This is a genomic window from Arthrobacter sp. zg-Y1116, assembly GCF_024385485.1.
GTDB lineage: Bacteria > Actinomycetota > Actinomycetes > Actinomycetales > Micrococcaceae > Arthrobacter_B.
Map to the genome: position 1 here is coordinate 43,584 of NZ_JANFLR010000004.1, position 12,359 is coordinate 55,942.

General features: G+C 64.3%; 8 protein-coding genes and 1 pseudogene. 2 read left to right on the top strand and 7 right to left on the bottom strand.

What is annotated here, in order from left to right; all coding sequences use genetic code 11:
* Positions 1 to 92: 92 nt before the first annotated feature.
* The 6 genes and pseudogenes from NNX34_RS11730 to NNX34_RS11750 form a co-directional block, all read right to left on the bottom strand.
* Complete coding sequence (locus tag NNX34_RS11730) at positions 93 to 2,000, bottom strand: BCCT family transporter (protein WP_255766713.1); 1,908 nt, start codon at positions 1,998 to 2,000, stop codon at positions 93 to 95.
* Between the two features lie 344 nt (positions 2,001 to 2,344).
* Positions 2,345 to 2,929 carry a hypothetical protein gene (locus tag NNX34_RS11735; RefSeq protein WP_255766714.1) on the bottom strand — a complete coding sequence of 195 codons (585 nt, stop codon included), beginning with the start codon at positions 2,927 to 2,929 and terminating at the stop codon, positions 2,345 to 2,347.
* Positions 2,926 to 4,791, bottom strand: a complete 1,866-nt coding sequence (locus tag NNX34_RS16165; RefSeq protein WP_255766715.1) for an alpha/beta hydrolase — start codon at positions 4,789 to 4,791, stop codon at positions 2,926 to 2,928. The genes NNX34_RS11735 and NNX34_RS16165 overlap by 4 nt, the downstream gene beginning before the upstream one ends.
* Positions 4,788 to 5,546 (bottom strand): hypothetical protein, encoded by a 759-nt coding sequence (locus NNX34_RS11745; protein ID WP_255766716.1) that lies wholly within the window; start codon positions 5,544 to 5,546, stop codon positions 4,788 to 4,790. Before NNX34_RS11745 ends, NNX34_RS16165 begins: the two co-directional genes overlap by 4 nt.
* A gap of 351 nt (positions 5,547 to 5,897) precedes the next feature.
* A pseudogene (locus NNX34_RS16170) lies at positions 5,898 to 6,302 on the bottom strand (DUF6507 family protein); the annotation flags it as partial.
* A gap of 51 nt (positions 6,303 to 6,353) precedes the next feature.
* Complete coding sequence (locus tag NNX34_RS11750; RefSeq protein WP_255766717.1) at positions 6,354 to 7,484, bottom strand: VIT1/CCC1 family protein; 1,131 nt, start codon at positions 7,482 to 7,484, stop codon at positions 6,354 to 6,356.
* 332 nt (positions 7,485 to 7,816) lie between these two features.
* Between NNX34_RS11750 and NNX34_RS11755 the strand changes: the two genes are divergently transcribed.
* The gene (locus NNX34_RS11755) at positions 7,817 to 9,634 is read left to right on the top strand and encodes a long-chain-fatty-acid--CoA ligase (RefSeq protein ID WP_255766718.1); all 1,818 of its coding nucleotides are present in this window, start codon (positions 7,817 to 7,819) and stop codon (positions 9,632 to 9,634) included.
* Between the two features lie 16 nt (positions 9,635 to 9,650).
* Entirely contained in the window at positions 9,651 to 10,817 is a 1,167-nt protein-coding gene (locus NNX34_RS11760; RefSeq protein ID WP_255766719.1) for an AI-2E family transporter, read from the top strand.
* Positions 10,818 to 10,824: 7 nt separating this feature from the next.
* On the opposite strand, the gene NNX34_RS11765 is transcribed toward NNX34_RS11760, so the two are convergent.
* Positions 10,825 to 12,357, bottom strand: coding sequence for a sodium:solute symporter (locus NNX34_RS11765; RefSeq protein ID WP_255766720.1), 1,533 nt, complete (start codon positions 12,355 to 12,357; stop codon positions 10,825 to 10,827).
* Positions 12,358 to 12,359 lie beyond the last annotated feature (2 nt).

A 12,359-nucleotide genomic window follows, 5' to 3' on the forward strand; every position in this document is an offset into this window, starting at 1 on the left:
GGGATGAGGTTGGACTGATGGGAAATATACGCGAAGGTCCCCGCACTGATTATGTGCGGGGACCTTCGCGTATTGCTTAGCGACCGGGGCAGCTACTTGCGTTCCGGGGCGGTGGTTGCCGACACTGCCGCGTCCGGGCCGTCGTCGTGCTCGGTGGTGTGCAGGTCGAAGGAGGAGCCGTGTTCGTCCACGCCGGCCTGGATGGCCCGGTCCACCACGGAAACGGCAAGCCGGCGCCGCAGTGAGAGCGGGTCCTTGGCCAGGTCCTTGGCCAGGGCGATGGTCATCAGCAGCATAACCACGGCGAAGGGCAGCGCGGCCACAATGGTGATCCGTTGCAGGCCGTCCAGCGCCGCGGCAGGGTCGTCGCCGCCTGCCAGCAGCATCACTGCCCCCACGGCGCCGGTAAGGACGCCCCAGAAGATAACGACACCGCGGGACGGGTGCTCGGCCCCGTTGGAGCTCAACGACGCCATGATGATGGAAGCCGAATCCGCTCCGGTGACGAAGAAGATGGCCACCAGGACCATGGCGAGGATACCCACCGCAGTGGCCAGGAGGTTCGGCATGGGGAGGGCTGCAATCAGGTCGAACAGCGAGCCGTCGAAATCAATGGTGGGTTCACCGTCCACCATTGTGGTGAGTCCCGGTGTGCCGTTGGCTGCCGCTTCCTGCTGCGTTCCGATCGCGGCGCCGCCGAAGATGGAGAACCAGGCCACGCTGACAACGAAGGGAACCACCAGCACGCCGGTGACGAACTGGCGGATGGTGCGGCCGCGGCTGATGCGGGCAATGAACATACCGACGAACGGCGTCCAGGACAGCCACCAGGCCCAGTAGAAGATGGTCCAGCTGGAGAGCCAGGCGCGCATGGATTCATCGCCGGACACCTCGGTGCGGGAGGCCATCTGCGCCAGGTTGGTGGCGTAGTCACCGATCGCTGCCGGAATGACGTTGAGGATGAACAGGGTCGGCCCCACAACAAAAACGATGGCGGCCAGCACCAGCGCGAGGACCATGTTGATGTTGGACAGCCACTGGATGCCGCGGGAAATGCCGGAAACCGCGGACGCCACGAAGCAACCGGTGAGGATCGCGACGATCGCGACCAGGACGGTTGTTCCGGCGGTCCCGAGGAACCCGACCGACTGCAGGCCGCTGCCGATCTGCAGGGCGCCGAGGCCCAGCGAAGCCGCGGTGCCGAAGAGGGTAGCGAAGATGGCGAAGATGTTCAGCACCTTGCCCAGCGGGCCTTCTACCCGCTTCACGCCGAAGAGTGAGGTGAAGGCCGACGAAATCAGCTGACGGCGGCCGAGACGGTAGGTGCCGTATGCCATGGCAATGCCGACGACGGCGTACATGGCCCAGGGGTGCAGGCCCCAGTGGAACAGGGACGTGCCCATGGCCGTCTGCAGGGCCTCGGGGGTCTGGCCGTCAACGGTGCCGGGGGGAGGGGAGATGTAGTAGAACAGGGGCTCGGCCGCGCCGTAGAACATCAGGCCGATGCCCATGCCGGCGGCGAACATCATGGAGATCCAGGAGATCGTCTTGAACTGCGGTTCCTCGCCGTCCTGGCCAAGGGGGATCTTGCCGTAGCGTCCCACAGCCAGCCAGATCACGTAGACCACGAGGAACGAGGCGAGGAGCACAAAGAACCAGCCTGCGTTAGTGATGACCCAGTCCAGTGCCGTCGAGGAGACAGCGGACAGGCTGTCTGTCCCGAAGAAGCCCCACGCGATGAACGCCAGCGCAAGGGCACCGGTGATGGCGAAGATCACCTTGTCGAGCTTCGCAGGCACGCCGCGGCTGAGCGCCGCTTCCTGCTCGCGCTGTCCCTCGATCAACTGCTGGACGAGTTCGTGTTCCTGCTCCACGATGGGCATCGACGAAGTGGAGGGATCCTCCGGGGCAACGGAGGAGTGGGTGGTGGCGGGTACCGGGGCGACGGGATTCGCCGCGTGCCTCCCGGCGTCGCGCGGTGGACCTTCTGTGGTAGCCATAGGCCTTCCTTATGTCAGCATGTCAGCGCAAAAGGGCCCGAGCCCCTCGTTGGGGGACCCGGGCAGGCAGAATGGCAGCCACTCTTTATTTGAGCGTGTGACGGACGGTACGCCGTCCCTCCGGAATCGATAAAGTAACGCTGCCTAGCCTCTGCGTCCCTTTACATAATTCGCAAGTGTTAGTTCCAGACTCGCGGCCTGCGGCGCACCAAGTCAAATTGGACAGCACCCTATAAGGAGCCGTACGGCACGGCTGTGCCTTAGGCCACGGGCGCCTGGTAAACCAGGATGTTTCCGTCTGGGGCACCATGGACCCACCGGCCGCCGTGGAGCTGGTCGTCTTCCTAGGTGGTCCGGAATTCCATCTCGGGATCGTAGGAACATGGTCCTTCATAAGTCAGGCTGCTGAGATGATTCCCGGCTTGGTAAACCAATTTGCTTCCCTCCTCATCCTGAAGGGTAACCATGATGTAGTACCCCGATCCCACGGACTTAGGCACTGGGGAATCGTAGCGGTTGGTTTCGGTGAATCCCTGCTGTTCGAAGTGCGAGACGTACTTCTCCATGGCGGCTTCCGGGTCTTCCACTGCGGGGCCCATGATCATCGTTCTGTAACGGTAGGAGCGCTTCTCGCCGCTTCCGGGCTTCAGCCTCGTGCAGGTGTATGCAACATACCCGCTTGTTTTCGTACCGTCCCAGGCGGACCGTGCATCATTGGAATAGGTCCACTGTCCACCGTGGACCTTGGTGGTTTCGTCGCTCAGCTCCAGCATCCTGGCGAGCAGCTCCGAGGCAGGCCTGGACTGATCCACGGCTTCGCTGTTTTCACTTTTCATGGTGTCCTCTGAATCGAACGGGGTGGCGCAGCCGGCCACCGTTAGGGCTAGGGCAAGGGCGATCGAGCCAACCGCCAGGGTCAGCCGGTTCATCGTCTGCCAAAACTGTGCGGGTAATAAGGCATCTCAGACCGTCTCTCTTCAAAGGCTCTCGAAGTATCCGCTAATTCTTCCTCGCGCTGTAGGACCTCATCACCGTTTCCGGTTGTAATCTTGGCGACGGAATCCAGGCTCTGTGTTCCATTGTCCAGATACCCATGTTCATCGTAGGTGTGCAGGGGATTCCATTTGTCACCGTCCTCCCCGATGGCGGAGTGCCCGAGGGTCTGCTTGAGCTCCCGCTCTGCGTCCCCTTCCGAACTGAATTCATGTGACCCGAAACCGTCCCCCAATGGGTTGGTGCGCCGCGAGAGGACGTTGCCGGTCCAGGCAACCTGGTCCTGGGATGCTTGGGTGGCGAAGAGTGCCGGTTGTCCCTCGGGCCCGTCTTTAATGCGCATGTCCGCCAGGGCCGTGTTGTCCAGGCCAGCGGAGCCATAAAACGCCACGGAGTCCACGTCAAAATCGATCCCGGTCAGGCCGTGGGCGGTGGTCGTGGTGCCGTAGGAGTGCGCTGCCACCGAAACGTAGGTGTCGCGGCCGTCGCTGGCAGCGTTGAAGCCGTTCAGTGATGAGGCGAGGCGCTCACCTCCGTCCAGGGCATGTTCGTTGCCCAAGACTTCGGTGGAGGGAGGCATGCCTGGTGTGTGGTAACCGATCCAGGCAACTACCGCCGGCTCGCCGCCGCCGAGCTTCAGTTGGGCATCGTAGATGTTCTGTGATCCCTCGGCCCAATTGTCCATGGACCCGGCGGTCGTTCCCATCCCTGGGACATTCCATGTGACGTTGTCAGCAGTATCCATATTTCCGATAGCCAGGGCGGCCAGCGGCGGGTGCGTGGGATCAAAGGAAATGAGTCCGCGGACGGTTGTGTCGTCACGACCCGCATCGACGGCCGCTTTTATTTCCTTGAGGACATCCCGCTGTGCATCCGGAAGCGGCTTCTGGGCCAGCGCCAGGTCCAGCGCCACGTTGTTCGCAGCGGTTCGGTCTGAGTAAGGAATGCCCTCCAGATTGCCTACGAGGGACGGCACCTTCTGGCTGATGACAGCGCGTTGCTCCGGGGTGAGCTTTTCCCAGGCTTCCTTGTTTTTCCGGGGATCCGATCCGAGAGCCGGCGGCGAGAGCGCAGCCTCCGGGTTACGGGCCAGGAACTGTTCCATCTGGTCGGGCCTGAGCCCGGCCAAGAGCGCAAGATACTGCTGCATGGCTACACTCGGGTCACCGATGGAGTTCTGCACCCGGTTGTAGGCCTGGGTGGCATCCTGGATAGCCCATTCGTTCAGGGCTTCCTTGCTGATTGGCGGAACATCAGCAGTAGGGCGGACCAAGGCCCTATGTGCCCGGTTACACTCCTCCTCCGCCTTTTGCAGTTCGGCCGCCAGCTGGTCCGCTTCCCTCTGGAGCATGAACTGATCCATGAAAGCGTCCGCGGAGTCCATGACGGACCCGATTTTGCTGACAGCCTCTCCGAGGAAGCCGAATTCTCCGATTCCATCGATGATTTCGGCTTCGCGCTTGTCTTGCGCTTGGGCAGTTGCGATTTTGGCCTTGAGTTCAGCGCGTTTTGCCTTGATTGCGGTGATTTCTTCTGCGAAGACCTCCAAAGCCTGTTTTGAGGAGCGCACCGCAAGCAGGATCTCCTCGCCGTTGTCACGCGGTTTGTCCATCGCCGTGTGCACGAGGCTCGCCTCCGGGGCGCGGTAGAAGGAATCGACGGTCTGCCACTTGGCCTGGGCGTCGTCCAAGGTGTCAGCCATGCGTTCAACGCGTCTGTCCAGCCTGGCGGCAGCAGCCAGCAGCGCCGCCTCGTTGGGCAGATTATCGGTACCACTCAGATCAACATTGATGCTCACGTCAAACCCCACCTTCCGCGGGTCTTGTTGGGCTCCGCGTCGGACGGTGCCTGGTCAGCCAGGAGGATCGCGTCGACTACTGGAATGCCGTTGATTTCCCGCGGCACGGGGGTGGGTTCGGGTGTGACGCCGGCGCCCCCAAAGTCGCCGGGTGCTGTATCCGGCATCGGCTCGAAGTGGATGACTTCCGGCAGCGGCATCGGCTTGATATCGATGATCTCGGGCATCGGCATTGGTTCGAAGTGGATGACTTCCGGCATCCACGGCTCGGCATGGATGACGTCGGGCCTTGGCTCGAAAGGGATGACTTCCGGCATCCACGGCTCGGCATGGATGACGTCGGGCCTTGGCTCGAAAGGGATGACTTCCGGCATCCACGGCTCGGCATGGATGACGTCGGGCATCTTCGTGATCTCCTGCGGCAGTTCGACGGGAAGGCGCTCGAAGCCCGGACGCGAAGGGTCGGCCCAGAATCCGGGGTCTATTCCGGGCCACATAGCGCCGCGGCCCGGGTCGCCCGGGTAGTAGGGCGCCGGCTCGGCGATGTGTCCACCGGGGATGGCCTCCGGGAGGGGCGCCGGCAGCGGGTGGAGTATGTTTCCACCCGGGTTGCCCGGGTAGTAGGGGGCAGGGTCGGCGATGTGTCCACCGGGGTTGGCCTCCGGGAGGGGCGCCGGCAGCGGATGGAGTACGTTTCCTGGACCCGGCAGCCATGGCAGGTCTCGGACGGGACCGGGCAGGGGATGCTCTGGCATGCGGGGTGGGTTGCCGATGTAGTCGGGCGGGGTGGGGTGTTCATCTCCCGGGGATTTCGGTCCGCAGCAGTCACACCCGGGTTCACAGCAGTCAGCCGGCGCATCCGCTGCCGGGCCCGGCGTGGGTGCCGGTTCCGGGGCTGGCGCCGGGGCAATCGGAGCGGGCGCAACGGGGGCAGGAGCTACCGGCATGCGCACACTCGGTGACGGGGCCGGCGCTGGTGCTGGCACGGGAGCGGGTGCAGGAGCGGGAGCAGGTGCCGGTGCCGGTGCGGGAGTCACGTTGGGTGCCAACTTGCCGCGGGAGATTGCAGCGGCTCCTGCGCCGATGGCCAGCGGCGCGATGCTCGCTGCCGCTTGCTGCGCATTCGCCACCATCTCCTCGTCGCCCTGAACGTATGCGTTCAGTGCCCGCCGGGTTGCCAGGACGGCATTATCGCTCCGGGTGATTACCGTCTTGGCGCCCGGCATCACCGTCTCTGCAGCGAACGTCGAGAACCCAGCGAGTGCCCCACTCTTGCCGAGCGCGGTTTCAACGCCGTCGATCCGGTCTTGAAGGTCGAGGAAAAGACTCTCGTTCTGCAACAGGATGGACTCGGTGTCCGTGATTATCCTGCCTACTGCTGCAGCGTCTATGTCATAGGCGCCCATTTTCTCCCCCTTGTACAGGCCCCGGACCGCAGTATGAATGCTGCAGTCGCGAGGCGGCGGGAGAGCCGCACTATGACAGTTCCCCCTGAATGTCAGGAAGAACATAACCCGCCGGAGGGAATCCGTACATGGGGAGAACTGCCCATGTTGCGTGTCCTAGAGGGCGGTCGTCCCGAAAACCAGGCCCAGCAGATAGGTGGCGCCTGCGGCACCCAGCCCGATCGCCAGCTGCCGCAGCGCCCGCTTTAGGGGCGAGGCGCCGGAGAGCAGGCCGACGACCGCCCCGGTCATCAGCAGCGCCAGGCCCACCAGGACGCAGGAGAGGACGACGGCGGTCATCCCGGTGAGACCAAACAGGTAGGGGAGCACCGGAATCACCGCGCCGGATGCGAAGAAGCAGAAGCTTGAGGCGGCAGCGCCCAAGCCCGTCCCTACGGACTCGTGCTCATCGTGTTTTTCAGCGTCGTCCGCTTCGGGGTTGAGGGAGAAACTCGGATCGCAGTCGCAGCTGTAGAGGCCCATCCGTTCTGCCGCACGGTGCTCGGCTGCGTCCTTGGTCATCCCGCGTGCGCGGTACACCAGCACCAGCTCGTTGGCATCGATGTCCAGTGACTTCGCAGCCGAAAGCGTGATCTGGGTGGGCCGGGAGGCATCCAGGAGTTCACGCTGGGACCGGACCGAGACATACTCTCCCGCGCCCATGGACAACGCCCCCGCAAGCAGGCCGGCCAGACCGCTGATGAGGATGAACGTACTGGACACCCCGGTGGCGCCGATTCCCATGATGAGGGCAAGATTGCTGACCAGGCCGTCATTGGCGCCGAAAACTGCCGCCCGGAAGTTCCCCGACAACCGGGTCCGTCCCCGAGTGGCCAGCCCGCGGATCACTTCCTCATGAATCTGTTCATCCGCGGCCATGGCGCTGGTGGCGTTGGGATCCTTGGCATAGGGGGAGCGGCCCTCGGCGCGCTGTGCCAGGGCCAGCACGAACACCGAGCCGAAACGGCGGGCCAGCAGGCCGAGGGCCCGGTTGCGGAAGGAAGCACGGGCCCTGCGCCCGGCGTCGTCGCCCAGCAGCGTGCGCCAGTGTTCTTCATGGCGGCCCTCAGCCTCGGCCAGTGCCAGGAGGATGTCGCGTTCCTCACCGTCGCGGCGTTCAGCCAGATACCGGTAGGTCGCTGCTTCGGCCTGCTCATCGGCCAGGTACTGCCGCCATCGCTTTTTGTCGGCGTTGGAAGGAACGCTGGATTCGCTGAATGCGGGCTCCGGCGAGGAATGGGAATTCACGGTGCTCCTGACAGGGACCGGAACGGGGGGATCCGGTCAGTTTAAAGTAAAAGGCAACTCTTCTGACCGAAGGTCTCGCTCGCCCGCGGCCGGATGCCGGCGGGTGGACTGCCGGGACGCCGCGGCGTCCAGTATGTCGACAGGCCTCGGCGGAAAATGAACCAGCTGGAATGAACCAGAAGGCCCCCACCGGAGCTACTCCCCTTCGCGTGTCCAAGTGTAGTCGAATCCACCGGCTGTACCGGTCGGAACTCCGCGATACGCCCGACCCCGGTTTTGTCCCTAAGCACCCTGACTTTTTGTCCGTGACGGGCAGGCGCTAGAGTCAGATTGTGAGCAAAAACTTCCCTCTTACGGATCCTGCCCGCCCCTGGACCCGCCACTACAGCGAGGGAGTCCTGGAAGGCTTCAGCCTCCCGGATGAGTCCCTCGTTGACGTGATGGAGAGCTCGGTCCGCAAATACCGATCCAAGACCGCCCTGCAGTTCTTCGGTGCCACCACTTCCTACGAGGAACTGGGGGACCAGATCCGTCGTGCGGCGACGGGCTTGATGAAACTCGGCGTGCGCAAGGGCGACCGGGTGGCGCTTGTGCTGCCCAACTCGCCGCAGCACGTGGTGGCGTTCTACGCGGTCCTCCGCTTGGGAGCCGTGGTGGTGGAACACAACCCCCTCTATACGGACCGGGAGCTGCGGCACCAGTTCGAGGATCACGGCGCCACCGTGGCCGTGGTGTGGGACAAGGTTGTGGAGAACGTCCAGAAGCTGCCGGCGGATATTCCGGTGCGCAGCATTGTTTCGGTCGACCTGATCCCGGCCATGCCGCTGATCAACCGGCTGGCGTTGAAGCTCCCCGTTCCCGCCCTGCGCGAGGCACGGGCCGCCCTTTCCCCGTCCAAGCGTCCGCCCCGTGGGCCGCGGCGAGTGGTGAGGTGGAATGAGCTGCTGGACAACCGCCCGCTGCGCAAACGCCATCCGCGTCCGGAGCCGTCGGACCTGGCAGCGATCCAGTACACCAGCGGAACCACCGCAGATCCCAAGGGTGCGATGCTGACGCACGCCAACCTCGTGGCCAACGCGGCACAGGGACGCGCCTGGGTTCCCGGGTTGAAGCCCGGCAATGAAACCTTCTACGCCGTCCTGCCCATGTTCCATGCCTACGGGCTGACCCTGTGCCTCACCACCGCCATGAGCCTGGGGGCCCGGGTGGTGCTGTTCCCCAAGTTCGACGTCGACATGACGCTCAAGGCCATGAAAAAGACCCCGGCCACCTTCCTCCCGGCCGTACCGCCGATTTACGAGCGGCTGGCCGCGGGAGCCAAGGAACAGAACATTTCGCTCAAGGGCGTCCGGTCCGCCATTTCCGGTGCCATGAACCTCCCGCCTCGAACGGTAGAAATCTGGGAAGAAGCCACCGGCGGACTCCTGATCGAAGGCTACGGCCTGACCGAAACGTCTCCCATCGCGCTGGGCAACCCCTTCGCCAAGTCGCGGAAACCGGGAACGGTCGGTGTCCCGTTCCCCCTGACCGACATCCGGGTTGTGGATCCCGAGCATCCTACTGTCGACGTTCCCCAGGGCCAGCGGGGTGAACTGCTGATCAAGGGCCCCCAGGTCTTTGCCGGCTACTGGAACAAGCCGCGGGAAACCGAAGCGGTACTGCTCGACGGCGGCTGGTTCCGTACCGGGGACATTGTCACCGTGGACGAGGACCACTTTGTGACCATCGTGGACCGGATCAAGGAGCTGATCATTACCGGCGGCTTCAACGTCTCACCCTCGGAAGTGGAAGACGCCCTGAAGCGCCATGAATCCGTCGACGACGTCGCCGTCGTCGGCCTGCTCCGCTCCGGCGGCGGGGAGGACGTTGTGGCGGCCGTGGTGCGGAAGGCAGGCGCCCGGTTTAGTGCCGAGGAGCTGCGGACCTTCGTGCGCAAGGAGCTGGCCGCCTACAAGGTGCCGCGACGGATCGTTGAGATCCAGGAGCTTCCGAAGTCCATGATCGGCAAAGTCCTTCGCAGGCACGTCCGCGACAGCCTGCAGGACGGCAGCGTCGTTTCCGCCAGCGCAGATTCCGCCACCGCAGATTCCGCCACCGCCAACGGCACCGCAGAAACGAATTCCCCCACCGATCTCCAGAACAAGCCCTGACCAGGAAGTAGCGAACATGAGCGCATCAAGCCCCAACAGGGTTGAACGGGATACCCAGCCGGATCACACCAGGCCCGGACGGTACTGGAGCGGCCCCCTCGGCCACGCCGGGCAGCGCTCCGCCCAGATCCTGTTGATCCTGCTTTTGGTTTCGGTGACGGTTTACGGGTTGCTGCAGGTCACGCTGGTGGTGATTCCGGTGCTGCTGGCGCTGATTCTGGGCGCGGCGATCGCTCCGTTCGTGAACTGGCTCCGCCGCAAGGGATGGCCCAGCGCGCTGGCGACAGGCCTGTCGTTCCTCTTGCTGCTCGGCATTTTCGGCGGGCTGGTGACCGGGATTGTGTTCGCTATCCGCAGCGAATGGAGCGACCTGGTGGACCAGGCTGTTGCAGGCTTCGACCAGCTCTACGACTTTGTCCTTAACGGCCCGCTTCCGATCGACCAGGAGATGCTCGCCAACGGGCGGGACGCGGTGATCGATTTTGCTACCAGCAGCACGGTAAGCAGCGGCGCCATTGCGGGTATCTCCGCGGCCACGACTTTTGCCACCGGGTTCCTGCTGATGGCCGTGGTGCTGTTCTACTTCCTCAAGGACGGTGACCGCATCTGGGCATTCTTCCTGCGGATGTTCCCGGAGGGTGACCGCCGGGACAAGGCCCGGCTCTCCGGCTTCCGGGTGATGGAGGTCCTCGGCGGGTACATCCGCGGCACCGCCATTGTGGCCCTGGTCGATTCGGTGTGCATTGGCGCGGCGCTGTTCATCCTGCAGGTTCCGCTGGCCCTGCCCCTGACCGTGATTGTCTTTGTCGGCTCGTTCATCCCGCTGGTCGGCGCCACCGCAGCCGGTGTCTTCGCAGCCCTGATCGCGCTGGTGGCCAATGGACCGGTTGTTGCCCTGATCGTCGTCGTGGTGATCATTGCGGTGAACCAGCTGGAGGGCAACTTCCTGCAACCGGTGGTGATGGGCAAGTCATTGAGCATCCACGCCCTGGTGATCCTGCTCGCCCTGACCGCAGGAACCATCCTGGCGGGCATTATCGGCGCCATCCTGGCCGTCCCGATCGCGGCAGTGGGCTGGGCCGTGATCAAGGTCTGGACCGGCGAAGACGACGGCGAGGATCTCGACGCGAAGGAGATCCCGGATCCGGAGGAGCAGCCGGAAATGGAATCCATGGAAAAGTAGCCGCGGCTTAGACGGCTGGCACTTCTTCCGCCTCGGCGGTGGAGGTGCCGGCCACCCGCTTGTCCCAGGCGGCACGGACCTCGGGGTCCGTGGGCCGGGAGAGCAGCGAAACCACGCAGTAGGCAACGGCCGACGCAGCGAGCCCGAAGTAGATCGGTTCATTGGCGTACACGCCGTCGTACGGGGCAGCCCCCCGGATCTCAAGATAGATCATGGTTCCCAGGGTCACCACGGTTCCGACAGCCATGGACACGGCGGCACCCAGTCCGGTGCCGCGCTTCCACACCAGTCCGCCCAGGATGCTGACCAGCAGTCCACCCACCAGAATGTCGTACGCAATCGTCAGTGCAGCGACCACGTCCTGGACCACTATGGCCACGATGATCGCGACGACGCCCAGCCCGAGTACCCAGTAGCGGTTGGAGGCGATGTCTTCGCCGGCGTCGTCCCCGGTCTCCGGGTTGGTGGCGGTGCTCCGGGCGGTGGAACTGTCGGAACCCCGGCGGAACCATCCGCGGACGAAGGGGACGACGTCGGTCCGCGCGACGGTGGCCGCAGCAATCAGCGCCCCCGAGGCCGTGGACATCATGGCGGCAACCGCAGCGGCCAGGACGAGTCCGCCGAGGCCGACGGGCAGCAGGTTCATGGCGACATCGGCGTAGACGTCATCCTGGGACTCCACCGCGGAAAGAGCGACGCTGGCGCCCATGCCGATCAGTGCCCCTGCCACGCCGTAGAGGATGCAGTAGATCCCGGCCGCGGTGCCGCCCCAGCGGGCCACAAGCGGGGTGCGTGCCGTGAAGACCCGCTGCCAGATATCCTGGCCGATCAGGAGGCCCAGCGTGTAGACCACGAAATAGGTAATAATGCTCTGAGCGCCGATACCGGTGATGCTGAAGAATTCCGCTCCCGCCCGCTCCCGGATGCCGTCAAGGCCCCCGGCGGCGGAGAGCGTAAAGGGCAGCATCAGGGCGAAGACGCCGATGGTCTTGATGACGAACTGCGCCATGTCGGCGAGCGTGATGGACCACATTCCGCCGATGGTGGAGTAGACGAGGACGACGGCGCCGCCCACCGCAATGGCGAGCCACCGCTCAAAGCCGAAGAGGACCACGAAAATGGTGGCATAGGCGCCGGTGGAGGTGGCGCAGAGCATCAGCGTGTAGGCCAGCATCACGATCGAGGAGACCTTCGTGGATTCGGTCCCGTAACGCAGGGACAGCATCTGCGACACCGTGTAGATCCGCAGCTTCTGCAAGGTGGAGGCGAAGAGCAGGCTGAGGAGCAGGACTCCGGTGCCGATGGCGACCACCAGCCACATGCCGGAGATGCCGTACTTGTAACCAAGCCCCACCCCGCCGACCGTGGAGGCGCCGCCGAGGACGACGGCGGCCATGGTGCCGGTGTAAAAGAGCGGCCCCAGCCGGCGGCCGGCCACCAGATAGTCGCTCACGTTCTTCGTGCGGGACTTGCCCCACCATCCGAAACCCAACATTGCCAGCAGGTAAAGGACCACGATGGTCCCGTTGATGTATTCCATTG